Below are 24,938 nucleotides of genomic sequence, written 5' to 3'. Positions count from 1 at the left end.
CCCCGGCGCCGAAGGCGCCGGGGCTTCGTCGTCTCCGCGGGGACGGAACCGCGAGTCGCTAGCGGCTGCCCCGCCGGCGCCCTCCGACCACACCGACGACGTGCACGACGATGGCCGCGAGCGGGGCGATGAGCATCGCGAGCAGACTCCGAGGGATGAGCTCGAGTGGCAGGACGAGCACGATGACCGTGACGACTGCAGCGAGAACCCAGCCGAGGGTGTAGATCGCGTGCCTCGACTCGGCGAGTGCGAGTGGACCGCTCAGGCAGAGCACCCCGAGGAGTCCGGAGGCGAGCACGAGGCCTGCGGCCACCAGCGGCGTGATCTCATACGCGGGCCAGAGCAGCGAGAAGGCCCATGGAGCGAAGAACCACGCGCCCACGGCAAGCAGGAGGGCCACGGCAAGCACGACCGCGCTCCCGGTGACGAAGAGTCGGATCGCGTCTCGTGGACGCGCGCTGAATCGGACGATGAAGTAGCTCTGCAACGACATGACGACCACGACGAGCGGGGCGCGCACGATGTTGATGGCGAAGAGCAGGCTGCCGAGGCGCCCCGGCTCCGCAGATCCGGAGGTCATCGTGAGCAGCAGCGGGAATCCGCTCACCAGCAGTCCGGTGGCGATCGACGCGACCACGGTCCTCGAGGAGTTCCACGCGAGACGGCCGAGCCCGACGTCGAGCGTGGAACTGCCGACCAGCCGCGAGCGGAACGTCCACCAGAGGATCGCCAGGGTGAGCGGGAACGGGAGGACGACCGCCCAGGCGAGCATCTCGAACGAGCCGCCTGCGAGGAGCGCGAGCCCGATTCCCGCGAGTCGAAGCAGCCCGTCGAGGCCGATCATGCCGGCGATCGCCAGCCAGAGGCGATGCCCGTAGAGGAGCCCGCAGACGACTGCGACGAACACGTAGCCAGCCGCGCCGAAGGCGATCGGCACGGCAAAGCCGATCACCGAGGATTCCGCCACCGCCCGTGTCCAGAGCGGCGACGTGCCGACGACGGCGACCGCGACGACGGCCGCCGCGATCAACGCGAAACGGCCGGCGATCGCTCGAGGCCCGGGCCCGGCGCTGACGTTGGCACTGGCGCTGGAGGCGCGCGTGACCTCCTGCTGGATGCCGGAAAGCGCCGCGATGACCAGGTAGAGAGCCGACCAGAAGGCGCCGAACACCAGGTACTGGTCGGGGCTCTTCGCCGCCGCCACGACGGCCGTCGCGAGGTACCCGCTCCCACCGGCGACGGCGGTCGCGACAAGGATCAGCGGCGCCCCCGACAGCATCGAACGTAGGCGCGCGATCATCGTGACCTCGCCGCCATCGTCACCCGCACGCGGTGACGCGATAGAGCCGCGCGGCGCCCACCTCGTCGACCAGCTCGACGGCATCCGAATCCTCGAGGTCTTCGAAGCCGACGAAGATGTGCGTGCCGCCGTGCACCTCCTGCGGGCCGAAGTCGAGGATGTACCAGGCGTTCTCGCGCTTCAGCGCGCTGCACACCTCCGGTCGGGCATCAGCGTCGCGGAGGCCGTCCATGATCAGCTGCACGTCCTGGTCGCGGTCGCCGTAGATCGCCGGCATCAGCGCCCGGTACCCGCTGATCGCGTACACGAGCGATGTGCCGGTCCAGGGGCTCCCGACGACCACCGAGTCCTCGGGGAGCTCGCCCCGGATCTCTTCGAGCAGTTCGAGCTCATCCGTCGAGAGCAGCAGCGACTCGTCGGTCATGGCGTAGCTCGCCTCGGCATTCTCCGTGGCTTCGGCCATCGGCGCGCTCCACTGCGTGCCGAGCACGAGCAGAGCCGCCGCCGCGGCCGGGACCGCGATCCGGAATCCGCGCGCCGTGTTCCGGCGCGCGATCAATGCGAGCACGGTCGTGACGAGCCATGCGGCTCCGGCCGCTGCAATCGGCAGCGCCAGCACCGGGATCAACGACGCGAGCCGGTTCGAGTCGTTGTACCAGGTTCCGGTGAGCCCGTAGCGGAAGTAGCTGGCGGGCAGACCCGCGCTGATCACGTACAACCCGACGGCGAAGAGATAGGAAAGAAGGAGCCAGCGCTGGTTCTTCCGTCTCCAGATCGCCCAGAGGCCGGCGATCGTCAGCCCGGTGATGACGAGATCGACGGGGTAGCCCACCGTCGAGTTCGTGAAGCCGGCGAACACCGATCGGAGGAACGACTCGCGCGGCCCCCAGAACGCGGCCTCACTGGTGGGCCGGGCCTTGATCAGCAGCACCGCCGCCGCCGCGACGCCGACCACGAGGATGACCGACGTGAGGACGTATCGCCAAGCGGCGGCATGCTCGGCGCGCAGCCGGCGATAGTGACGGAACACGGCGACGCCGACCGGCGCGGCGGAGAACGCGATCAGCGCCATCAGCGTGCTCGGGTGGGCGAGCGAAAGCCCCGGGAGCGTCGCCGCGAGGCCGAGCCACGCTGCCGGCACAGACATCGGAACCGCGTCGTCGAGGCGGCAACTCGCGACGACGAAAGCGAGCGCGGCGGGCAGGAGCGCGATGGACAGGACGTTCGGGTAGAGCACGCCGAAGTCGAGCATGAGGTAGGGGAACGCAGCGAACCCCGCGGCGAGCACCCCCGCTGCAAGGAGACCGAACCGGTTCGCTCCGAGCACGACCCGCGTCAGGAGGAGGACTCCGAGCGGCCAGACCGCAGCGACGATCACCAGATTCACCGCGTTCACCGCGACGGGAATGGTCGCTCCGGTCAACTGGACCACGAGGGCCGTGATCGCATGCCAGGCAGCCGGGTAGAAGGATCCGGCGCCGTCGAAGGCGTAGGTCAGACTGCCGAGGCGCAGCGGGGACGCGTCACCCGTCTCGACGATGTACTGCACCGCGTTCAGATGGAAGATGTTGTCGAACGTCTGGGAGACGTCGCCCGGCTGCCCGACCATGACCGTGAAGCGCGCGGTGAGCAGCACGGCAGCGACGACGGCCGCGGTCGGAACGGCCCAGCCCGCCCCGGCGGGCTTCGTGGGCGCGGCGCCGCTTCGCGAGATCCAGATCCGGCGGGCGGCATACGCCGCGAGCGCCAGGACGGCGGTGACCGCGGCGACGGGGAGCACTCCCCATTTGAAACCGATCACGTGCCCGGCGAGGCTGGTCACCGCGACGACGGAGACGCCGGCCGCAGGAACGAATCCTGCGAACGCGATCCCGCGGAGCCCGAGTGCAGCGGCGACGAGCGCACCCGGAACACCGAGCACGAGGACGCTGACGAGCACCGCCGGGACTATCGCGAGCCACTCAGCCACGTCAGCCGTCTCCTTCTCGTCCGGTATCTCGGCCGCCACCGCGTTCGGCCTGTACGAGTATCGCAGACGCGTTGCTGTGACCACGCCGAACGTCGCCGAGCGGCGCGACGAAGGGGTGCGCCGGCCGGAGCCAGCCGACCCGGCCGGATAGGCTCGAGTCCTCCCCTCGTTCCCATGCACTGGAGGCCCCCCTCGATGACGTCGCCCACCGACGCGTCCCCTGCACGCACGCGACTCGCCAGATTCGCGAACTCGCCGTGGACCCAATCGTTCGCGATCGCCGTGCTGTGGCAGCTCACGCTGACCGTTATCGGTACCCTCATCGACGCGTCGACGCATGGCCGCGCGGCCTCAGTCGGGCTGCTCGGGCACACGGAGCGCTGGGACGCCCTCTGGTTCGAGGGGATCATCGACAACGGGTACGGCGCTGAGCCCGCATCGGTGGCGTTCTACCCGGCGTTCCCGCTCCTGATCTCGATCCTGCGCATCGTCACCGGCGGGCAGGTCGGCGTGCTCGTCCTCGGGCTGGTCCTGAACACCGTCGCCCTCGGCTTCGCGATCCGCGCGCTCCTCGTGATCGCCGAGCGGCTCGGCTTCACCGCTTCCAACCGATGGACCCCTGCGGCGATGCTGCTCACGGCTCCCCCGGCACTGTTCTGTCACGTCTTCTACTCGGAATCCGTGTTTCTCGCCTTCGCGGCCTGGGCCTACGCCTTCGCCCTGCGGCGACAATGGGCGCTCATGGGGCTCATGCTCGTCGGCGTCACCGCATCTCGGCTACCGGGTCTGCTGATGCTCGCCCTGTGCGGACTGGAGTTCTGGCGATCGAAGGGCTGGAGTCTTCGTGGCCTGCTCGATTGGCGGATCCTGTGGCTGCCGTTCGGACTGCTCGGATTCGGGGCCTATGCAGTGCACATGTGGGCGGTGTTCGGGGACCCGCTCGCAATGATCAACAACGTCCGGACCAGCGGGGCTTGGCCGTACCACGTGCTCCAGCCGAATGTGCTGCTCACGCTCGCCGACCAATCCGCCGATGTCATCCGTGCCGTGTTCGGCATCGATGGCGCCGTACTCACCCCCGAGGTCCTCCACTACCAGGCGATCCCGCTCATCTCCCTTCTCGTCCTCGCCGTCTCGGCGGTGTTCCTCGCCGTGGTCTGGCGCCGCGACTCCATCCCTCTGGTCGTCTTCTCCGCTCTCGCGATCGTCATGTACACGCTGAACAGCAACGTCATCTCGGTGCACCGCTACGTCTTCGTCTGCTTCACGATCTACGTCGCAGGCGCCGCGCTGGTGCAACGATTCCCGAAGTGGCGCCCGCTCGTCGCCTGGGTGATGTATCTCGGAGTCTTCGCGCAAGGCTGGTGGTACTACATCTGGATCACCCATCCGACCCCCTGCTCACCTCATGAGTGCGCCCAGCGCGTAGGCTGTCGTTCGGCCGCGCCTCGGCCGGAATGGATGGAGCACCGCTGTAATGACCGAACGCAAGAAGATCGCCTACGTGTTCCCGATCTACAACGAGCGCGGGAACATCGAGGTCCTCTATCGGACGTTGGTCGAGGAGCTCAAGCGGATCGAGAGCCGCTACACCTTCGAGTTCGTCTTCGTCGACGACGGCAGCAAAGACGACTCGCTGGAGCTGCTGCTCGAACTGCGCGAGCAGGATCCGCGAGTGACCGTGCTCTCCTTCGCCCGGAACTACGGGCATCAGATGGCGGTCACCGCCGGCATCGACTACGCCGAGGCCGATGCCGTTGTGATCATGGACTCCGATCTCCAGGATCCCCCCGCAGTCAGCATCCAGCTCATCGAGCGGTGGGAGAGCGGCGCCGACGTCGTATACGCCCAGCGCCGCACCAGGAAGGACACCGCCTTCAAGCGCACGACGGCGCACGCCTTCTACTGGGCGCTCAGCAAGCTCGCCTCGATCGAGATCCCGCGTAACACCGGTGACTTCCGGCTGCTGGACCGACGGGTGGTGGCGGAACTGCGCAAGTATCGCGAGCACAACCGGTTCCTCCGCGGCCTCGTCAGCTACGTCGGTTTCCGTCAGGAGGCGGTGCTCTTCGATCGGGACGCGCGACTGAGCGGTGAGACCGGATATCCACTGCGCAAGATGATGAAGTTCGCCGCCGACGGCATCCTCGGCTTCTCCACCGTTCCGCTCCAACTCATCAGCCGCGTCGGACTGGCGATCTCGGCGCTCGCGTTCCTGGGGATCATCTACTCGGTGACCGTCCGTCTCGTGGCACCGGAGACCACGGTGCCAGGCTGGGCGTTCGTGACGGTCGCGATGTTCCTGCTCGGCGGCATCCAGCTGACCATGCTGGGCGTCCTCGGCAGTTACGTCGGCCGGATCTACGTCGAGGTCCAACACCGACCGCTCTACAGCTTCGCGCTCGTCGCTGGGGGCACCGAGGGCCGCGACGACCGCACCGAGACCGTGCGGCGCATTGGCTGACCGCGGCGGACTCTTCCGACGCACCGAAGTCCGCTTCGTAGCAGTCGGAATCGCCAATACCCTCGTCGACCTCGTCAGCTACACCGTGCTGCGGTCTTGGCACGTCGACGTGCTGCTCGCGAACTTCATCGCGACGTCGCTCGGGATGTGCCTCTCGTTCGTGCTCAACCGCAGCTTCACGTTCCGCTCAACCGGTGGCAGCCGAAGCGAGGTCGCGCGGCAGATCACCGGCTTCGTGATCGTGACCGGATTCGGTCTCTGGGTCATCCAGCCACTCGTGATCTTCGGTTCGACCTGGCTCTTCGAGGCCTTCGGCCTTCGAATCGTGCCGCCGCTCGATCTGCTCCCGAAGCTCTGCGCCATCTGTGTGGGGCTGGTCTGGAACTACGTGCTCTACGCGAAGCTCGTGTTCCGCCGACCGCGCCGCGGCTGAGTCGCGCGCAGACCCGCCGGGTGGCGCAAACGCACCCGCGTCGATCGATCCCCGTCAGCGACGGACGATACGGGCCCCCGCGCTATCGACGATGATCGATCCACGTTCGAAGTCCTGTCGCCATTCCCGACCGCTCCACCACTCGTTCCCCGTCGGCCAGCCGAGGCTTCCCCCCGCGCCGCCGTCACCGGCGTATGCCGTCGCGATCGCCCCCTGTACGACGAACACCCGGCCGCCGCGCGCGTAGTACGATCCGCCCACGAACACCTGACTGAATCCGCCGCCGACGACCGTGGCGTCCGAGACCGGCCACTTCACCTGCGAGTCGGACCCGCCTGCGGCCGCATAGGCGCGAAGGATGTCTCCGCCGACCAGCGCCGTCCCGGCCGGCGAATTGTGAACGGTGCCGTTGTCGAACTCCTGGATCCAACCACCCGGGCGCGCTCGCTCGGCGGAGACCGGCCAACCGGCCGCGCCCGCCTGCTCACCGGCACCCGCGTAGTACGTCCCGATGTCGCCCCAGACCACGATCGGCGCCCGACCGTCCTTCGCGTAGACCGTGCCACCGGTGAAGGACTGCCGCCATCCGCCGTCGACCTTCGTCTCCGCGCCGGACGGCCAGCCGAGCCGGCCCTGCACTCCGCCATTGGCGTCGTGGTAGCCGCGAATCGCCCCCATGACCGCGTAGACGCCGGCCGGGCTGGAGTACAGCACACCGCTCGAGAACGTCTGCGCCCAGCCGATGCCGGACTGGCGCTCCTGCGAGGTCGGCACACCGAACTTCGACGCGACGTCCCCCGCTGCCAGGTAGCCCCGGCCGAGATCCCCCTGGACGACGAAGGCTCGCGCGGAGGTCACGTAGACGATTCCTCCGACGAACCGCTGCCGGACTCCGCCGGTCACCTTGGCTTCTGCCTCGGTCGGCATGCCGAGTGCAGAACTCGCCCCGCCGACGCGCGCGTACTCCCGGTAGACGGCGCCGGCGACGGCGACATCGGGGTTCGTGGAGAGTTGCCCGTTCTGGAACGACTGCGAGACACGTGCGTCTTTCGTCACGGCATCGCTCGTCGGCCAGCCGAGGGACCCGGTCGGCCCGCCGGCCGCCTGGTACTGAGGGCCGAGTGCGTTCGGGACGGCGCGGGTGCCGACCGACGACGAGTACAGGATCCCCTGCTCGAACGACTGAGTCCAGCCGGTGCCGAGCCTGGCTTCGTTGGAACTGGGCCATCCGAGAGCCGACGCCTCGGCACCGGCGCGGACGTAGTACGCACCGAGGTCGCCCTTCACCACGCGGTCAACGCTCTTGCGAACCACGATCGCGCCGCTCGTGAATTTCTGGCTCCAGTCGGACCCGACACTGCGCTCGTCCTCCGTCGGCCAGCCGAGACCGCCTGCAGCTCCGCCCGCCGCGTCGAAGCGCTTCTGGATCGTCCCAGTGATGACGAAGGTGCCCGCCGTCGAGGAGGCGATCACCCCGCCCTGGAACCTCTGCAGCCATCCGCCGGAGCCCCAGGCCTCGTCCCCCGTGGGGAAGCCGAGCCGCCCCTGCTGAGCACCAACTGACAGGTACTTCTTCGCGATCTCGCCCCGCACGGCCTTGACCGTGCTCCCGGTCACGAGGATGCGGCCGCGTTCGAACGCCTGATACCAGTTCCCGTTCCCGAGCGAGACCTGCTGCTCGACCGGCCAGCCGAGGCCGTCGGCCTGCTCTCCGACACCGCGGTAGTAGTCGCGCATCAGCCCGCGAACGGCGAACACGGGCGTCCCGACGCGCGTGAAGAGCGTGCCGCCGCTGAAGCGCTGCTTCCAGCCGCCGTCGACCACCATCTCGTTCGAGGTGGGGGCGCCGAGGAAGCCTTCCGGCCCGCCGTTCGCCCGATAGAACTCGGCGAAGGCGCCCTTGACCGTGTAGCCGGTGGAACCGAACCAGTCGGTGAAGATCCGCCAGAAGTTCCGGTTGCCGTACGCGGAGCACGAGTCGCCCACACCGTAGAGATTGTCGAGGGCGGCCTGGTTGGGACGGTACGGCGTGTACAGGTACAGTCCGGCGGTCGCCTGATTCTCGATGAACACCTGCGAGCTTCCGCAGGAGGCGTTCGGATGCCACTGGATCGTGTTGTTCCGCCCGGCCCGATAGGCGCGATCGGGGCGCGCCTGGTACTTCTTGAACTGCCACGCCGCGTGGTACACCTGGTTGAAGAACCCGTAGTAGTTGGTATCGCAGTCGGAGGTGTCGGGGCATCCGTACCCGGTCGCCGAGCGGTACTGCCGCGATGACGGCCAGGTATCGGTGATGAGGCTCTGCTCCTTCTCGAGCAGCACGATCAGCGCCCGGGGGTTGATCCCGCAGACGTTCGCGACGCGCCAGATGATCTCGGCGGCCGACTGCCACCCGCCCGGGTAGGCGGCGCACCCCTCGCTCTTCGCGCTCTGAGATGCGGTCGACTGCGCGTAGTCCTTGAGGCAGGTGTATCCGGAGCGGCAGGAAGGCACGCGCGCGTTGAGGAACGCCTGGATATCGCCGACCGACATCGTGCTGCTGTCGTAGAACACTTCGTCGCTGATGATCATGCCCGCGTTGAAGTCAGAGCCGCTGGCCGCGACCGCGGGCGCCGTCACCGCCCCGAGACCCGTCAATCCGGCAGCCACCATGACGATGGCAGTCACCGCCGCCCACAGCTTCGCCACCCGATGCATCGCTCCCCGACTTTCGCGTTGCTTCACGGGCGCACCCCGTTTGGCGCCCCTTTCGGAGCATAGTATCCCGCCAAGGGGGATCAGCTATCCTAGGACGTCGGCCGGCGCGCTGGAAAGCGCGAAACATTGCCAGCTGCTACACCTGGAAACCGGAGGAAGTGCATGACTGTGGATCTCGTCGTCGTCGGATCGGGGTTCTTCGGCCTCACCATCGCCGAGCGGGTCGCGAACGAGCTCGGCCGAAAGGTCCTCGTCATCGACCGGCGCAGCCACATCGGCGGCAACGCCTACAGCGCGGCGGATCCAGAGACGGGCATCGAGGTCCACGAGTACGGAGCGCACCTCTTCCACACGTCGAACCGGCCGGTCTGGGAGTACGTGAATCGGTTCACCGCGTTCACCTCCTACCAGCATCGCGTGTACACCACCCATCGCGGCGAGGTCTACCCGCTGCCGATCAACCTCGGCACGATCAACCAGTTCTTCCGGGCCGCGCACTCCCCGGAGTCCGCGCGCCAGCTCATCGCCGGACAGGCCGCAGAGTTCACGACCGCCGATGCCGCGAACCTCGAGGAGAAGGCGATCTCGTTGATCGGCCGTCCCCTCTACGAGGCGTTCATCCGCGACTACACGGCGAAGCAGTGGCAGACCGACCCGACCGAGCTGCCCGCCGATGTGATCAGTCGCCTTCCGGTCCGCTACACCTATGACAACCGCTACTTCAACGACACGTACGAGGGACTCCCCGTCGACGGCTACACGGCCTGGCTCGAGCGGATGGCCGATCACCCGAACATCGAGATCCGTCTCGGCGTCGACTTCTTCGACGATTCGCAGGACGTCAGCAAGAGCCGCGTGGTGGGCCAGGTGCCCGTGATCTACACGGGACCGGTCGACCGCTACTTCGACTACTCGGGCGGGGAGCTCTCGTGGCGCACGCTCGACTTCGAGCGCGAGGTGCTGCCGATCGGTGACTTCCAGGGCACCTCGGTCATGAACTACGCGGATTCGGACGTCCCGTACACGCGCATCCACGAGTTCCGCCATTTCCATCCGGAACGGGACTACCCCACCGACAAGACCGTCGTCATGCGCGAGTTCTCTCGCTTCGCGACCCGCCAGGACGAGCCGTACTACCCCGTCAACACGCCGAGCGACCGAGCCGCGCTCCTGGGCTACCGGGAGTTGCAGCAGGGGGAGCCCGACGTCCTCTTCGGCGGTCGCCTCGGCACCTACAAGTACCTCGACATGCACATGGCGATCGGCTCCGCGCTCTCGATGTATGAGAACCGCGTGAAGCCGCTCCTCAGCCCCGTCGCGCTCTGACGCCGACCGATCGATCACGAGAACGAACTGCAGATCATGTCCAATCAGACACTCAGCAAGGTCTTCTTCCCGACTGCCGGCGACCCCGACGTCGTCCCGCTCTACCTCGACGCGGACGAGTGGACCGAGGTGCGCGAGGAGCGCCGACCGATCGCCGAGGCCGTCCGGCATCGGCGGGGTCCGGTGCCGAACGAGGTGCACTCGACGCCGCTCCGAATCTCGCATGTGAACGCGACCGGGTACATCACCGGCCGCAGGAGCCTCAGGGTCCCCGCCAACGAACGGGTGTCGCTCGGCACCTACTTCAACGCGTTCCCGGCGAGCTACTGGCAGCGATGGACCACGCTCGATCGCGTCGTGCTCCGCGTCGTCACCCGTGGCAGGGGGGACGTCACGGTGTACCGGTCCAACGCGCGCGGCGTCGTGCAGACGGTCGACTCGGCTTCCCTGAGCGGCGACGGACGGCACACCTTCGAGCTTCCCCTCGGAAAATTCATCGACGGCGGCTGGTACTGGTTCGACCTGACGGCGAGCGATGAGGACTTCGAACTCATCGAAGCCGACTGGGCGGCACCCGAGGGCGTCGCGCCGAACCGGGACGGCCGGATCACCGTGTCGATCACCACGTTGAACCGCACCGCATACTGCCTCGAGCTCCTCGCGGCGATCGCCGGCGACGCGGACGCGCTCGAAGGGATCGACCAGATCCTCGTCGTCGATCAGGGCACCCAGCTCCTCCGCGATGCGCAGGGCTTCGAATCCGTCGAGGCGTCCCTCGACGGACGCCTGCGCGTCATCGAGCAGGCGAACGTCGGCGGCTCGGGCGGGTTCTCCCGCGGAATGCTCGAAACGCTCGACGCCGGCACCTCCGACTACGTGCTGCTGCTGGACGACGACGTCGCGGTGGAGCCCGAATCGATCCGGCGGATGCGGTCGTTCGCGAGCTACACCGCCGAGCCGACCATCGTCGGCGGGCACATGTTCGACATGTACGACAAGACGAAGCTGCACGCGTACGCGGAGCGCGTGGACCGCTGGAGCTTCATGTGGGGCCCCATCACGCCGGATCGCCACGACTTCACCTCCTCCAACCTGCGCCAGACGAAGTGGATGCATCGACGCTTCGACGTCGACTACAACGGCTGGTGGATGAGCCTCATCCCGGTCCCGATCATCCGGGAGATCGGGCTCTCGCTGCCGGTGTTCATCAAGTGGGACGACGCGGAGTTCTCCCTTCGCGCGGCGTCCCGCGGGTACTCGACCGTGACGATGCCGGGCGCCGCGATCTGGCACGTCTCGTGGGTGGACAAGGATGACAGCCGAGACTGGCAGGCGTTCTTCCACGCGCGGAACCGGCTGATCGCCGCCATGCTGCACTCCCCTCACCGACGCGGCGGTCGACTGCCGGTCAGCAACCTGGCGAGCGATGTCCGGCACGTGCTGACGCTCGACTACTACGCGGTCGCCCTCCGGCAGCTCGCGTACGAGAGCGTGCTCCGGGGCCCGGAAGCGCTGCACGGCGAGATGAAGACGCGTCTGCCGCAACTGCGCGCCCTCGCCCCACGGTTCCGTGAGACGGAGCTGCACCGCAACCCGGAGGATGTGGAGCATTTCCCGCAGACCGCCTACTTCGGGGATGACCCTGCGGCGGACGGCTCGAAGCCGAGCGGACTCTCCGCGTACCGCTTCGTCGTCCGCGAGGTCTGGTCCCACTGGTTCGACAAGTCGGATGCCGGCGCGTCCCCGTCCGTGCATCTCCCCCACGGGACGCCGTGGTGGAAGCTGACGGCGCTTCGGAACTTCGCGCAGAGCAACGCGGAGGGGTCGGGGTTCGCGTGGCACGTCCACGATCGTAAGAAGTTCCGCAAGCTCCTCGTCTCGAGCGTCCGCTACAGCCTCCGCATCCGGCGGCAGTGGCCCGAGCTCTCCGGCCGGTATCGCGAACAGTTGTGGGATCTGACCTCGATCGCCCGTTGGCGGGACTCCCTCGGCGTCACGCCGGGAGGGAGTGCCGTCGAGGCGGCCCCGGTCACCCCGGCTCCGGAGGACGCCGCAACTCCCCGTACGCGCTGATCCGACCTGCCGCGCGCGGTGCGGGGGGGGCAAATCTGTCACCCGCAGTCAGCGGGTCGGCATCAGCCTGCGGATCCGCCGCGCGCGATGAATCGTCGGTACGCGATCTTCCGCACCCCCACCGGGACGAAACGGTACGCGCCCCGGACGGCGACATTGCGCAAATACTGCATGGGCGTCGTGAACCCGATGCGACGGAAGGCACGTTGAAGCGCGAGCTCGCTTCGAAGCTGCGCGAACCCGCCACGGCGGGCGTACGCGCCCGCCCCCACTCGATACATCACGAGCGGCTCGGTGAGGTTCGCGACCGTCGCCCCGGACTGGATCATGCGCGCGAACAGCCAGTAGTCCTCCATCAGCCCCATGGGCTGGTAGCCACCTGCGGCCTCGACCGCGGCACGGCGGTACACCACGGTCGGATGGGAGAAGGGGTCGTGGAACCGCGCGTAGCTCGCGATCCGTTCCTGCCCCGAAGGAGGGACCCGGCGTCCCACGATGCTGCCGATGTCGTCGAGGAACTCGAGCATTCCGGTTCCGACGAGGTCGGCGCCGGCTTCGATCTCGGGGAGCTGGCGTTCGAATCGTTCGGGCAGCGAGATGTCGTCGGCGTCCATTCGTGCGACGACATCGAAACGCGCGAGCCCGAGACCCGTCGAAAGCGCGCTGGCGAGGCCGGTGTTGCGCTCGAAGACGTGGAACGTCGTCTCCACCGGGCTCTCGGCGATCCGTCGGGAAATCTCGAGCGCGAGCTCGTCGGGAACCGGTCCGTCCTGTACGAGTACGACCTGCGAGGGCCGCCTGGTCTGCTCGTGCACCGCGGAGAGGAAGGCCCGCCGGAAGTGCGCGGCGTCGTCCCCGCTGTAGACGGACATCAGCAGGCTGAACTCGCTCACCGCTCGACTCCGTCGAAGGCCTCGACGGCGATCGTCACCTGCCCCAGACCGGACAACGCCTGCGCGTTACGTCGGGGCCGGCTACGGAGCCCGTCGCGGCGGCCTCGCCTCCAACCGTCCGCGATGACGGAACGCTCTCGGGAACGGAGATAGGTCCGAAGCCAACGGCGAACGCTGGATGCTCCGTACATCACTTTCTCCGGGACGGTGAGGCCTTGGGAGAAGCGGAACAGCCACAGCTTGTTCCGCACCTCGAAGAAGAACCGTTCGCCGGGGTCCGCGTCGGTGGACGCGAGTTCCTTCGTCTTGTGAACGACGACGGACGCGGGGACGTGCACGCCCCGCCGTCCCCGGAGCGCGCGCGCCGAGTACTCGAAGTCGTCATTCCAAATGAAGTAGTCGGCGATCGGCAGGCCGATCTGACGGACCACGTCGGCGCGAATGAGCATCGAGACGAACGACGTCGTTCGGATGGGCACCGACCCGTAGCGCTCGGCGGCGCTCCGCTCGCCACGCGACGCGAACGGCTTGCTCCGCGGCGTGTTCATGGGATGCTCGCGGCCGTCGACCCACACGACTCGCGACCCGCCGACGGCGTATCCTCCCGGCTCGACGACGCCGAGTAGGGCGGCCAGAGCCTCGGGCTCAGGGACGGTGTCGTCGTCCATCAGCCAGATCCAGTCCGCCGGTTCCGCGTCGAGTGCGACCGCCATCCCCGCTGCGAAGCCGCCGGCGCCGCCCGTGTTCCGCTCGAGCCGGACGACATCCAGCGGGAGTCGGTCGATGTACGACGCGGCGACGGCTGCCGAGTCATCCGTGGAAGCGTTGTCGACGACGACGACGCGGTCGAGCGCCCGAGTCTGCCCCGCGAGAGCGTCGAGCGTCTCGGCGAGCAGATCCCGCCGGTTGTGCGCGACGATGACTGCCGTCACCAGACGCCCGCCCGATCGTTCCGACATCTGCTCTCTTCCAGTTGGTTCCCATGGCGACCTGGCGGTTGCTCCGGAGCAGCTGTCCCGCTTAGGGGATGACCCCCGCCAGCTGCAACTGCAGGGAGCCGGCGAGGCTCCTCGCGTACGTCCCCGTCAGATGATTGTCATCGAGGTAGACGAAGACGTTGCCGAGGACTGCCCGGCAGTCACCGTCCGGACACAGCTCCTCAGTGAAGTCTACGAGGTACACCCCGTCGATGCTGCCAATGGCGTCGAGCGGGCTCTCGTCGGCCAGCGCCAGCGCCCGCGGCACACTGCAGGACGCGCCGCTGGAGAGCGCCTCGAGCGCGCACTCGTACATGTTGTGGCCGAAGCGCGGGTTGTCACGGACCGCGATGAGGTTGATGCCTCGGTCGGTGAGCTGGATCGCGACATCGTCGAGGCCGGACGTGAGCTGCTCGTCCGGGCCGTCGACCTCCGCGGCGGTGCCGACGGTGAAGACGGCGTCCGGCGCTACATCCAGCACGTACGCGAGGGCCGCCGAGCTCCATTCCGGGCACTTCCCCTCCGTGCCGAAGGAACAGCCGCCACGGAGGACCGAGACCAACTGCCAGCCCGACTCCTCCGCGATCGGGATGAGCGCACCCATCATCTGTTCACTGTGGGAGTCTCCGACGACCACGACCGTCGCCGCGGGGTCTCCGATCTCAATCGACTGCGCGCATCCTTCGACGAGGAGCGGGTCGTTCGTCGCGAACCTGCCGCTGCAGGACTCGGGGAGGGACACCCACTCGCTGTCCAACATCGTCGCCGCCGGGATCGGCTCGACGGTGGGAACGAAGCGATCGGCGATCAGAGGATCGAGCGCGATCGCCCCCGGGTGCTCGCCCGCCGCGATCAGCGCCTCGGCTTCGGCTTGCTCCTGGAGCTGCCAAGAACCGAGCGGGACCACGACCGCCACGACGCTGGCCGCAACCACGACCAGCCCGTTGCGCTTCGTCCGGTTGCCCCAGGAGAACTCGCGGAGCGGACGCTCGACGAGCAGGTGGATCACGATCGCGAGCGCGATCGATACGCCGATGATCCCCGCCCCGGCGAGCGGTCCGGGGTCGCCCCGGCCGGCCAGCGCCATCCAGAACACCAGGATCGGCCAGTGCACCAGGTAGAGCGCGTACGCCGAGTTGCCGAGCCAGCGGAGCGGGCCGAAGGCCAGGAGCCGGTCTGGGCCGAAGCTCGTCGGCGAGCTCCCGGAGACGATGAGCATGGCCGCGCACATCGTCGGCCAGAGGGCGAGGTAGCCGGGGAAGCCGCCTTCCACGTCGAAGAGCACCCCGCAGAGCACGATGCCGGCGAGGCCGGCCCAGCCGAGCACCGCGCGCACCGGCTCGGGGAGCCGGACGAACGGCAGCACGAGCGCCACGAGCGAGCCCAGGGCGAACTCCCAGAGCCGTGCGCCCGTGTCGAAGTACGCCCACTGCTGGTTCGCCGCGGTGATCACGACGGAGTAGCTCAAGGAGGCGGCGAAGACGACGCCGAAGACCGCGACGAGCGTGAGCCGCACGGAGCGGCCCAGTCGTCGCGCGAGCAGCGTGCCGCCGAGGATGAGGATCGGCCAGAGCACGAAGATCTGCCCCTGGATCGACATCGACCAGAAGTGCTGCAGCGGGCTCAGCATCGCGCCGTGCGGGGCGTAGTAGTCGACCGCGGTCGTGGCGAGCTCCCAGTTCTGGAAGTAGAACAGCGAGGCGACCGTCTGGGACCAGATCGTCGGCCAACGCGTCGCCGGGAGCAACAGCGCGGTGGCCACCAGCACCCCGAGCAGGACGACCGCGGCCGCCGGGAGGAGTCGCTTGAACGTCTTCGTCCAGTACGCGAGCGGGGCGATCGCGCCGCCGGCCTCCGCGCGCTTCGCGAACGACGCGGTGAGGAAGAACGCCGAGAGCATCAGGAACACGTCGACGCCGCCCGAGACGCGCCCGACCCAGACGTGGTAGACGACGATGAGGAGCACGGCGAGCGCCCGGAGCCCGTCGAGGTCGTGTCGATAGCGCAGCTGCGGGGCGCTCTGAACGTCCCGGCTCGGCGCGTCGGGGGTTACGCGAAGAGTCATGTGTGAAATCGCTCTCATGCAGTGGGGGAAGCCCGAGAGCAAGGCTGATTTCGATACAGGGTAATCGAACTGCCTGAAAGGAGCCACAACCGATTCGACCGGTCTCGGCTCTCGCCCCGGGGCCGGCCGGGCGCCTCGCGCAGCTCGGGGTGATAGCTTGGCTCGTCTGAGGAGGTCCGATGCCCGTCACCCTGCGCGTCGTCGTCGATCAGCTCATCGCCCCGGTACCCGGCGCATTGGGCCGCTACACGGAGGAGCTGACCCGCGCCGTCATCCGCACGACGCCGCCCGATTGCGCGGTCGAGGGCATCGTCTCCTCGTCTCCAGAGGCGGACTACGAGCGGGTGCGCGCGGCCCTGCCCGGACTCGCGGACCTCTACAAGACGAGCCTGGCCCGGCGCGAGCTCGCCGCTGCCTGGCAGCTCGGCCTCACCACCTCGCCCGGCGGCGGGATGATCCACGGCACCGGCCTGTTCGCCCCGCTGCGCAAGCACGATCGGCGTGCCGGCGATCAGACGGTCGTCACGGTCCACGACGTCCTCGCCTGGACGAACCCGGAGGCGATGAGCTCGACGGCTGTCGCGTGGCAGAAGGGCATGCTGAAGCGGGCCCGCAAGCACGCGGACGCCGTCGTCGTGCCGACGCACGCGCTCGCCGACCAGCTCTCGATGATCGTCGACTTCGGTGAGCGGCTCCGGGTCATCGGCACCGCGCCCCGGACCGGACTCGTGCTCGGACCGGACGCCGGCGCTCGAGCGGAGCGACTCGGGCTCCCCGCCGAGTACCTCCTCGTCCAGGGCACGCTCGAACCCCGGAAGGGTCTCGTCGATGTGCTCGCCGCGCTCGGCCGGACGGGCGTCCCCGAACTCCCGCTCGTGGTGCTCGGCCCGGAGAGCTGGGGCGACCAGCACCTCGTCACCGTCGCGGAGGAGAACGGCGTCCGCGCCGATCGACTGGTCCGACTGGACGCCCTCGACCCCGCGGATCTCGCGGTCGTGCTCGGCCGCGCGACGGCGGTGGTCGCGCCGGCGCACGACGAGGCCAGCGGCACGTGGCTCATCGAGGCGTTCAGCCTCGGCGCGCCCGTCATCCACTCCGACGCGCCCGCGCACCAGGAGATCGCCGCGGGCGCCGGCCTGTCCGTCGCCGTCGGCGTCGGCGGCTCCGACGGCTTCGCCGACCGGCTGGCCGCCGCCATCACCCGGGTCGCCGAGGATCGCGAGCTCGCGGCACGGCTCTCGCTGACCGCCGCCGACCGCGCGCGCGCGTTCAGCTGGCAGGACGCCGGGGAGCGGGTCTGGCAGCTGCACGCCGACCTCTGAGCGTCCGAGCGACGGACGAGCCTCAGCCGGCGGGCTGTTCGCTCGGGTCCGGGCTCGGCGGCACGAGGGCCTGGGCGATGAGCGAGCGGATGTACTCGAAGTCCGGATCCGTCGGGTCGACCCCGTTGTCCGGGACGAGTTCGACCTGCCCGATCGGCAGCTCCTTCGTCTTCATCGCGAGGTTCGCGAAGTAGCCGAGCATCGACTGCGGGATGTCCGTCTTCACCGTGTCGGCGCCGGCCGAGGCCACGTCCTGGAACTTCGCGAGCACGTTCCCCGGCGTGAACTGGTGCAGGATCGCCTCCTGCAGGACCCGCTGGCGGGCCATCCGCTCGTAGTCGCCGCCGGCCACGCCGTAGCGCGCCCGACCGTACCAGAGCGCGTGGTAGCCGTCGAGGTGCTGCTGGCCCGGCTCGATCCAGCCGTCGACGCCGTCGTTGTCCTCGTCGCCGCCGATGGGGATGCGCGTCTCGACGTTGATGTCGACGCCGCCGAGCGCGTTGATGAGCTGCTCGAAGCCCTGCATGTCGATGAGCACGTAGTACTGGATGTCGAGGCCGGTGACCCCCTCGGCGGCGTCGCGCATGCCCTCGATGCCGGGCTCGCTGCCGCGTGCCACCGCGTCCGGGTACATCTCGGGGCTCTTCAGCTCCACCTCGGTGTAGATCGAGTTCAGCATGCACACGTCGACCTCGCAGCCGTCGATCGCGCCGTAGCCCTCGGGATAGACCTGGGCGAGCGGCGAGTCGTCGGGGAAGGGGACGTCCTCGAGGTCACGGGGCAGGCCGATCATCACGGCGTGCCCGGTGTCGGCGTCGATGGAGACGACCGACATACTGTCGGGTCGCATCCCCTCACGGTCGGGGCCGGAGTCTCCGCCGAGCAGCAGGATGTTGTAGCGGCCGTTCTCGTCCGGCGGCTCCGTGGGGCCGGCGATGAACACCGAGTTGAGGAAGCCGCTCGCGGTGAACGCGAGATACGCACCGTACGAGGCGCCTCCGGACAGCGCGATCATCAGCACCGTCGTGAGGCCGGCGATCCAGCCGCGAGCCGACGGGGCGGTCTTCACCAGTCGGACGATCCGCAGCGTGTCGAAGGTCAGGACGACCCAGAGCACCGCGTAGAACACGAGGACTGCGGCGAGGATCCAGAGCGACCAGGCCATCGAGACGGCGCTGAACACCACGGTCGGCCAGACGAACCAGCAGACGAGCGCCGCGACGAGCAGCAGCCACAGCACGAGCGTCGCGCCGAGGCCGAAGCGGCCGAGCCGCCGACTGCCTGCGAGCACCTGCGGCGAGCCGGGGATGAGGAAGTTCAGCACGACGAGCCACCAGCCCCGCCGGGTCATCAGCGGGCGCGAGGCGACGTCCGGGTACCGGATCGGGCTGGCGGCGAGGCTCATCGGGACTGCTTCAGCCGTTCGTTCTTCTCCTCGACGAGCTCCGCGAGCGCCGTCGCGTAGGCGGCGAGCGCCTCGCTGAGCGACGGGTCGGCCGTCGCGAGGATCTTCGTCGCGATGAGCCCGGCGTTCTTCGCCCCGCCGATCGAGACGGTGGCGACGGGCACGCCGGCGGGCATCTGCACGATGGAGAGCAGCGAGTCGAGGCCGTCGAGGCGGGACAGCGGCACGGGCACGCCGACGACGGGCAGGGTGGTGACGGAGGCGAGCATGCCGGGCAGGTGCGCCGCTCCCCCGGCCCCGGCGATGATGACCTTGAGCCCGCGGCCGGCGGCCCGCTTGCCGTAGTCGATCATCTTCTCGGGCGTGCGGTGGGCGGAGACGACCTCCACCTCGTGCGGGATGCCGAACTCGTCGAGCAGCTCGGATGCCTCGCGCATGACGTTCCAATCGGAGTCGGAACCCATGACGACGCCGACGAGCGGAGCGGGAGAGGTCTCAGTCACTCGAACGAGTGTAGGGGCGAGGGCTGGGAGATGCCCGCAACGACGCCGCGCGTCAGCCCTGGTTGCGCCCGAGGCTCGCCGTCAGCGCCGAGGCCCGGCGTCCCACCCACCCCGAGGCGCGGTGGGACGGCGCCTCGACGATGCGGTAGAAGACCGTGCCGACGAGCAGGGACAGCGGGATGCCGAGGGCCATGATCCAGTGCGCCGGCAGCTCGGGCAGCGCGAAGCGGAGCGCCACGATCACCGGCACGTGCACGAGGTAGAGGCTGAACGAGATGCGCGCGAGGAACTGCACAGGGCGGGAGCCGAGCGGGCCCGCCGCACCGCGCGAGCCGAGGCAGCAGAAGACGAGCAGCACGGCCCCGATCACGACGACGACCTTGAGCAGCGGGGCGAACGCGGCGATCGAGCCGAAGGCGCCGAGCTCCCAGCGGAGGACCAGCAGCACGCATGCCGTGACGAGCAGCCCCGTCCACGCGAACGGCGCCCAGCGACCGCGATTGATGGCGGCGGCCGCCCGCTCGAGCACGTCGAGCTTCGCCGCGAGGAGCACGCCGATGAGGAAGACCGGCAGGTACTCGAGCGCCGCCGTCCCGGTCTCGGCCCCGACCCAGACGCCCGCGAGGGCTGCGACGAGGCCGAGCGGCCACCAACGGCGCACCGCGAGCGCCAGCACGACGAAGACGGGCAGCGTGACGGAGAAGATCATCTCCCACTGGATCGACCACAGCGGGTTGTCGAGCTTGTACGAGCCGTTGAAGAGGTTCAGCGCGTTCAGCACGAGGTGCCAGTCGAGCTCCTTCGCCGTGCGCTCCTCGACCCAGGGCGAGAATCGTTCGACCGCCGGGCGCGGCACCACGGCGATGAGGAACGCGGCGAACGCGACGGCGCCCGCGACCGGCAATCCGAGTCGCACCATGCGACGCGGGAAGTAGGACACCCAGTCGAAGCCGCCGCGCAGCACCGGCAGCGCGAGCACGAAGCCGCTCAGCACGAAGAACACGGTGACCGCCTCGTGCCCAGCGTTCGTGAGCTTCAGCGGGCTGTATGTGAGCCACCAGAGCACGGTTCCCGGTTCGGGTGCGCTTCCGCCCTTGACGTAGAGCGAGGAGATCGAGGGGTTCAGGAGCAGGGCGTGGTGCACGAGGACGACGAGCGCCGCGATGCCGCGCAGCCCGTCGAGCGCGAGGAAGCGGCCCCGTCCGGCGCCGGCCCTTCCACCCGCACCCGCGGGCGCGCCGGATCGCGCCGACGACAGCGCCGTCGAGTCCAGCGATGCGGTCATCGCGCCGGACATCAGTCCTGGAACACCGCCGCAGCGGCGCGGGCCTGGTAGACCACGTCGTCGAGTTCGGAGCCCACTGCGGTGACGTGCCCGATCTTGCGGCCGGGCCGCGGGGCCTTGCCGTAGTTGTGCACCTTCACCGTCGGGTGACCCGAGAGCGCCTCGGGGTAGCGGTCGGCGAGCGAGCCCTCGGCGGGGCCGCCGAGGATGTTCACCATGACCGACCAGGCGTCGTGGGTGCCGGTGCCGCCGAGCGGCAGGTCGAGCACGGCGCGGAGGTGCTGCTCGAACTGCCCGGTCGTCGCGCCGTCCATCGACCAGTGGCCGCTGTTGTGCGGGCGCATCGCGAGCTCGTTGACGAGCACGCGGTCGTCGTGCGTCTCGAAGAGCTCGACCGCGAGCACGCCGGTGACGCCGAGGCCCTCGGCGATCGCGATGGCCACGTCGGCGGCGACGTCGGCGAGGCGGCCGGCGGAGCGCGGCGCCGGGGCGATCACCTCGCTGCAGACCCCGCCGACCTGCACGGTCTCGACGACGGGCCACGCCGCGAGTTCGCCGGAGGGACGACGGGCGACGAGCTGCGCGAGCTCGCGACGGAACTCGACGAGCTCCTCGACGAGGAGGGCGCCCGGCCGGCCGTCCTCGGCGAGCGCGGCGAACCATTCCGCGACCTCGGCGGAACCGTGCACGACGCGCACGCCCTTGCCGTCGTAGCCGCCGCGGGGGGTCTTCACGACGGCCGAGCCGCCGTGCGCCTCGATGAAGCGGTCGAGCTCCTCCGCGGTCTCGACGCGGGCCCAGTCGGGCACCGGCAGGCCGAGTTCGGAGAGGCGCTCGCGCATGAGCAGCTTGTCCTGCGCGAAGCGGAGCGCATCGGGGCCCGGGTTCACCGGGATGCCGGCGTCGACGAGGGCGTGCAGCACGTCCTGCGGGACGTGCTCGTGGTCGAAGGTGACGACGTCGACCTCCCGTGCGAAGGCCAGCACCGACTCGGCGTCGCGGTAGTCGCCCACCGCCGTCGCGGCGAGCTCGGCGGCCATGCCCTCGGCCTCGGCGAGCACCCGGAGCTCGACGCCGAGCTCGATCGCCGCAGGGATCATCATCCTCGCGAGCTGCCCGCCACCGATCACTCCGACCCGCACCCGACCGACCTCTTCCTCTGCTCCGCCTCGCGAGGTCCGGGAGACCCCGCGCCCGGCCGAACGGCCGGATCCGATGCCCCCCAGTCTACGGGCGGCGCCTGTGGCTAAGATGTGCCGGGTGACGACGCGCGATCTCGCGGCGGGAGCGGCGACCGGTTCCCGGGCCGGAGATCTCGCGCGCCGACTGTGGCGGGGCGTGGTGGCGTACGCACTGAAGTTCGGCGTCGTCGGCCTCATCGGCCTCGCGATCGACGTCGCGCTGTTCAACGCGCTGCGGCTTGGCGCGTTCGGAGCGGACGGCTGGGCGCAGTCGGCCCTCGGCGCGAAGACCATCTCGACGAGCGTCGCGATCGTGTTCAACTGGCTCGGCAACCGCTACTGGACGTTCCGCAGCCATCGCCGGAAGAACTACCTCCGCGAGTTCGCGGAGTACGTCATCGTCTCGCTCGGCGGGATGGCGATCGCGCTCGCCTGCCTCTGGATCAGCCACCACGTCCTCGGCCTGACGAGCCTCGTCGCCGACAACATCGCCTCGAACGTGATCGGCCTGGGCCTCGGCACGCTCTTCCGCTTCGTGCTGTACCGCTACTGGGTGTACGGCCACCACCGCGCGGACGGGCTGTCGCAGCTCGCCCGCGCAGAGGAGGCGCAGCGCACCCTCTTCGAGGAGCCGGCTCAGTCCTCGGCGGGCAGGAACCAGGGCGGGTAGACCGCGATCCGGGTCTTCGCGCCCACCGCGGAGAGCGCGGCGCGCACGCGGTCGCGGACGCGCTCGTTACCGACGGCGATGAGCGCGATCCGCTCGAGCGGGACCTCGCCGCGCACGAGGAACTCGGCGGTGCGCAGGCGCGCGGCCTCCTGCTCGTGGGCGAGCAGTCGGAGCATCCGCTCGACCGCCGGCCACGCGACGGCGAGCTCAGCGCCGGGCAACGCGGCGTCGACGTCGCTGACGGCGACCGCGCCGTCGGCCGTGGCGGCGCCGCGGGCGGCCGCCACCGAGCTCACGAGCATGACGTGGTCGGCCGCGGGGCGCTCGACGGCCTCGGCGGTGAGCCGCGGGTCCGGGGTGCCCTCCCGCACCGCGTTCCAGACCAGCGCGTCGGGAGTGAGCAGGAAGGGCACGTAGTCGGCGATGACCGCGTCGGTGCCGTCGACCGCGCGAGCGCGACGGAACTCGCGCACCGCGGGGGCCGAGAGGTCGACGAGCGGTGCGGCCCCGGCCGCGTCCGGCACGAGCGCGCCGGCGCCGAGGATGCGAGCCAGGTTGTCGAGGTGCGTCACGTGGTAGATGCGCACGGCCCCGGCGTCGATGGGCGGGGCGCTGAGCGCACCGGCGCCCGCCTTCGCGCGGGCGGGCTTCGCGACCGGCGCGCGCAGCGACGCCGCGCTCGGCCGGCGGCCCGGGACGCGGCTCGCCCGAGCCGCCGGTTCGGGCTGCGGCGCGGGCTCAGGGGCCTTCGGCGGGAAGCAGATGGCGCACAGGCCGTCGTCGAAACCGTGGATGCATTCGTCGGCCAACAGGCACCTTTCCTCTGCGTCCCGCGCCGGGGGCGCGCGGGAACCGCCCGTCTACTTTACGCGTGCGCGGAGGCCTCCGCCGCCAGGTGCGGCGACTCGCGGGCTGCGTCAGCGCTGGCCCCACATGACGGTGTCGGCGTCCGTCTGGGCCGGCTGCAGCGGGGCCACCGAGGGCGCGCCCGCGATGAGCTCGTGCAGCGCCTGCTGTGCGAGCTCGGGCCCGGGGAGGTCCTTCAGCACGAAGGGGCGGTCGCGGCCCACGTCGATCCGGACGTCGCCCGAGCCGAACATCCGCTGGCCGGGCGTCCGCCGGACGGTCACGTCGTAGCCGCGGCGCAGCGGCAGCTCGCGACGGACCCGGACGAACACCCCGTTCGTGACGATGACGCGGCGGTCGGTGATGGTGACCCGCCCGGCGAGCCAGGACAGGAAGGGCAGGAGGCACGCGAGCAGCACGAGGAGCACCGAGCCGCCGAGCAGCGCCCAGCGCTGCCAGTCCTCGAGCAGGATGCCGCTCGCGTACGCGGCGCCGCCGGCCACGCCGATCAGCACGATCGCCGGCAGGATCAGGCGCCGCCCGTGCCGGCGCAGACGCGCGACGACCCGTTCGGGGGTCGCCTGACGCTGCTCGGTCTCGGGTGGCCTCATACGGTCATTCATACCGCAGGTGCGTCACATCGCCCGCGGCGACGGCCTGCGATTCGTCCGACTCGCGGTCGAGCACGAGCAGGCGGCCGTCGGGGTCGAGCCCCTCGGCGGTGCCGAGGAGCATCCGCCCGCCCGGCAGCTCGACCCGCACCTCCTCGCCGATCGTCCCGCAGAGCGAGGCGACGCGCGCCGCGACGCCGGACGCGACCGCGTCGCCGCCCGCCGCGCGGTAGGCGTCGAAGAGCTCGAGGAAGCCCGCCAGGTAGTCGGCGAGCACCGCGTCGGCGTCGGGGCGGCGCCCGCTCGCGAGCAGCAGCGACGTCGAGGTGAGGGTCGGCAGGTCGTGCTCGTCCAGGGTGAGGTTCAGGCCCGCGCCGACGACGACGCCGGCGGGCGCGGCCTCGCCCGGTTCGGGCGGCAGCAGTTCGGAGAGGATGCCGCAGACCTTGTAGCCCGACACGAGCACGTCGTTCGGCCACTTCAGCTCCACGTCGAGGAGGCCGGGGCCGTCGGCGTCGCCGTCGTCAGCGGTCTCGTCGAGGCGCGCGGCGCGGGCGGCGTCGAGCTCCCGTCGCACCGCCTCGGTCATCGCGGCGCCCGCGATGAGCGGGATCCAGCCGTAGGCCTCGAGCGGGAGGGCCGGCGCCCGGCCGTCGCCCGGGCGCAGCAGCAGCGAGATCGCGAGCGTCTTGCCGCTCGGGGCGAGCCAGCTCCGCCCCAGCCGGCCGCGCCCGGCGGTCTGCTCGTCGGTCACCACCACCGCGCCGTGCGGCCACGTCGAGGCATCCGCCCCGGTCGCCGCGATCCGCAGCTCGTCGTTCGTCGATCCGGCCCGTTCGAGGAACTCGAACCGGGGCACGGCGGCCCGCGATCGCTCCCAATCCATGGCCATCACCCTAGCGACGGCGGTCGCGCCCG

The 24,938-nt window shown here is 69.9% G+C and carries 19 protein-coding genes; 6 read left to right on the top strand and 13 right to left on the bottom strand.

Annotation, left to right across the window (positions count from 1 at the left end):
* Positions 1-58: 58 nt before the first annotated feature.
* Together IEY71_RS15490 and IEY71_RS15485 are read right to left on the bottom strand one after the other, a co-directional pair.
* Complete coding sequence (locus tag IEY71_RS15490; protein ID WP_189086275.1) at positions 59-1,300, bottom strand: hypothetical protein; 1,242 nt, start codon at positions 1,298-1,300, stop codon at positions 59-61.
* 19 nt (positions 1,301-1,319) lie between these two features.
* Positions 1,320-3,449, bottom strand: coding sequence for a DUF6541 family protein (locus IEY71_RS15485; RefSeq protein ID WP_189086274.1), 2,130 nt, complete (start codon positions 3,447-3,449; stop codon positions 1,320-1,322).
* Between the two features lie 1,297 nt (positions 3,450-4,746).
* Here IEY71_RS15485 and IEY71_RS15480 point away from each other — a divergent pair.
* Entirely contained in the window at positions 4,747-5,733 is a 987-nt protein-coding gene (locus IEY71_RS15480; RefSeq protein WP_189086273.1) for a glycosyltransferase family 2 protein, read from the top strand.
* On the top strand, positions 5,726-6,166 hold the full coding sequence (locus IEY71_RS15475; RefSeq protein WP_189086272.1) for a GtrA family protein: 441 nt from the start codon (positions 5,726-5,728) through the stop codon (positions 6,164-6,166). The genes IEY71_RS15480 and IEY71_RS15475 overlap by 8 nt, the downstream gene beginning before the upstream one ends.
* A gap of 54 nt (positions 6,167-6,220) precedes the next feature.
* Here IEY71_RS15475 and IEY71_RS15470 read toward each other — a convergent pair whose 3' ends face one another.
* Positions 6,221-8,854: an LGFP repeat-containing protein gene (locus IEY71_RS15470; RefSeq protein ID WP_189086271.1), complete on the bottom strand. Its 2,634-nt coding sequence runs from the start codon at positions 8,852-8,854 to the stop codon at positions 6,221-6,223.
* 171 nt (positions 8,855-9,025) lie between these two features.
* Here IEY71_RS15470 and glf point away from each other — a divergent pair, with 171 nt between their 5' ends.
* Positions 9,026-10,189 (top strand): UDP-galactopyranose mutase, encoded by a 1,164-nt coding sequence (gene glf / locus IEY71_RS15465; protein ID WP_189086270.1) that lies wholly within the window; start codon positions 9,026-9,028, stop codon positions 10,187-10,189.
* A gap of 36 nt (positions 10,190-10,225) precedes the next feature.
* Positions 10,226-12,262: a glycosyltransferase gene (locus tag IEY71_RS15460; protein ID WP_189086269.1), complete on the top strand. Its 2,037-nt coding sequence runs from the start codon at positions 10,226-10,228 to the stop codon at positions 12,260-12,262.
* Positions 12,263-12,324: 62 nt separating this feature from the next.
* Here IEY71_RS15460 and IEY71_RS15455 read toward each other — a convergent pair whose 3' ends face one another.
* The 3 genes from IEY71_RS15455 to IEY71_RS15445 form a co-directional block, all read right to left on the bottom strand.
* A complete protein-coding gene (locus IEY71_RS15455; protein ID WP_189086367.1) occupies positions 12,325-13,134 on the bottom strand; it encodes a glycosyltransferase in 810 nt (269 codons plus the stop codon).
* A gap of 17 nt (positions 13,135-13,151) precedes the next feature.
* Positions 13,152-14,087, bottom strand: a complete 936-nt coding sequence (locus tag IEY71_RS15450; protein ID WP_229781794.1) for a glycosyltransferase — start codon at positions 14,085-14,087, stop codon at positions 13,152-13,154.
* An 88-nt stretch (positions 14,088-14,175) separates the two neighbouring features.
* On the bottom strand, positions 14,176-16,197 hold the full coding sequence (locus IEY71_RS15445; protein ID WP_189086267.1) for an acyltransferase family protein: 2,022 nt from the start codon (positions 16,195-16,197) through the stop codon (positions 14,176-14,178).
* Positions 16,198-16,376: 179 nt separating this feature from the next.
* Between IEY71_RS15445 and IEY71_RS15440 the strand changes: the two genes are divergently transcribed.
* Positions 16,377-17,519 (top strand): glycosyltransferase, encoded by a 1,143-nt coding sequence (locus tag IEY71_RS15440; RefSeq protein ID WP_189086266.1) that lies wholly within the window; start codon positions 16,377-16,379, stop codon positions 17,517-17,519.
* Positions 17,520-17,541: 22 nt separating this feature from the next.
* Here the strand turns inward: IEY71_RS15440 and IEY71_RS15435 are convergent, their stop codons facing one another.
* The 4 genes from IEY71_RS15435 to IEY71_RS15420 all read right to left on the bottom strand — a co-directional run bounded on the left by IEY71_RS15435 (position 17,542) and on the right by IEY71_RS15420 (position 21,938).
* Positions 17,542-18,924: an LCP family protein gene (locus IEY71_RS15435; RefSeq protein ID WP_189086265.1), complete on the bottom strand. Its 1,383-nt coding sequence runs from the start codon at positions 18,922-18,924 to the stop codon at positions 17,542-17,544.
* Complete coding sequence (gene purE / locus IEY71_RS15430) at positions 18,921-19,388, bottom strand: 5-(carboxyamino)imidazole ribonucleotide mutase (RefSeq protein ID WP_189086366.1); 468 nt, start codon at positions 19,386-19,388, stop codon at positions 18,921-18,923. The genes IEY71_RS15435 and purE overlap by 4 nt, the downstream gene beginning before the upstream one ends.
* 91 nt (positions 19,389-19,479) lie before the next feature.
* Positions 19,480-20,712 (bottom strand): acyltransferase family protein, encoded by a 1,233-nt coding sequence (locus IEY71_RS15425; protein ID WP_189086264.1) that lies wholly within the window; start codon positions 20,710-20,712, stop codon positions 19,480-19,482.
* A gap of 11 nt (positions 20,713-20,723) precedes the next feature.
* A complete protein-coding gene (locus IEY71_RS15420) occupies positions 20,724-21,938 on the bottom strand; it encodes a 5-(carboxyamino)imidazole ribonucleotide synthase (protein WP_373292274.1) in 1,215 nt (404 codons plus the stop codon).
* A gap of 34 nt (positions 21,939-21,972) precedes the next feature.
* Here IEY71_RS15420 and IEY71_RS15415 point away from each other — a divergent pair, with 34 nt between their 5' ends.
* Positions 21,973-22,563 carry a GtrA family protein gene (locus IEY71_RS15415; RefSeq protein WP_229781792.1) on the top strand — a complete coding sequence of 197 codons (591 nt, stop codon included), beginning with the start codon at positions 21,973-21,975 and terminating at the stop codon, positions 22,561-22,563.
* Here the strand turns inward: IEY71_RS15415 and IEY71_RS15410 are convergent.
* The 3 genes from IEY71_RS15410 to IEY71_RS15400 form a co-directional block, all read right to left on the bottom strand.
* Positions 22,530-23,372 (bottom strand): DarT ssDNA thymidine ADP-ribosyltransferase family protein, encoded by an 843-nt coding sequence (locus IEY71_RS15410; protein WP_189086261.1) that lies wholly within the window; start codon positions 23,370-23,372, stop codon positions 22,530-22,532. The genes IEY71_RS15415 and IEY71_RS15410 overlap by 34 nt on opposite strands.
* 108 nt (positions 23,373-23,480) lie before the next feature.
* Positions 23,481-24,020 carry a PH domain-containing protein gene (locus tag IEY71_RS15405; RefSeq protein ID WP_189086260.1) on the bottom strand — a complete coding sequence of 180 codons (540 nt, stop codon included), beginning with the start codon at positions 24,018-24,020 and terminating at the stop codon, positions 23,481-23,483.
* Between the two features lie 4 nt (positions 24,021-24,024).
* On the bottom strand, positions 24,025-24,906 hold the full coding sequence (locus IEY71_RS15400; RefSeq protein ID WP_189086259.1) for a biotin--[acetyl-CoA-carboxylase] ligase: 882 nt from the start codon (positions 24,904-24,906) through the stop codon (positions 24,025-24,027).
* Positions 24,907-24,938: the final 32 nt, after the last annotated feature.

Origin of the sequence: Agromyces mediolanus (genome assembly GCF_014648575.1) — a bacterium.
GTDB classification, from domain to species: domain Bacteria; phylum Actinomycetota; class Actinomycetes; order Actinomycetales; family Microbacteriaceae; genus Agromyces; species Agromyces mediolanus.
This window is presented reverse-complemented; position numbering and strand designations above follow the sequence as displayed.